1 protein-coding gene is annotated in these 241 nt (G+C 49.8%); it reads left to right on the top strand.

Annotated features, from left to right (window positions below; genetic code table 11):
* Positions 1–241, top strand: a 241-nt coding sequence (locus R0J87_RS24095) for a sigma 54-interacting transcriptional regulator (protein ID WP_498889565.1), incomplete at both ends; no start/stop codon positions are given.

Here is a 241-nt window from a genome sequence, read left to right as displayed (position 1 = left end):
CTTCGACTATGTTATTAAACCGTTTGATCTCGATGAGTTGAATTTAATCGTTCAGCGCGCTTTACAACTCCAGTCAATGAAAAAAGAGATCCGTCATCTGCACCAGGCACTGAGCACCAGCTGGCAATGGGGGCACATTCTCACCAACAGCCCGGCGATGATGGACATCTGCAAAGACACCGCCAAAATTGCCCTTTCTCAGGCCAGCGTCTTGATTAGCGGTGAAAGCGGCACCGGGAAA

Origin of the sequence: Halomonas sp. SIMBA_159, assembly GCF_046536035.1 — a bacterium.
Lineage (GTDB): Bacteria > Pseudomonadota > Gammaproteobacteria > Pseudomonadales > Halomonadaceae > Vreelandella > Vreelandella venusta_A.
Note: the sequence above shows the minus strand (reverse complement) of the source record. Positions and strands in the feature narration are given on the sequence as shown.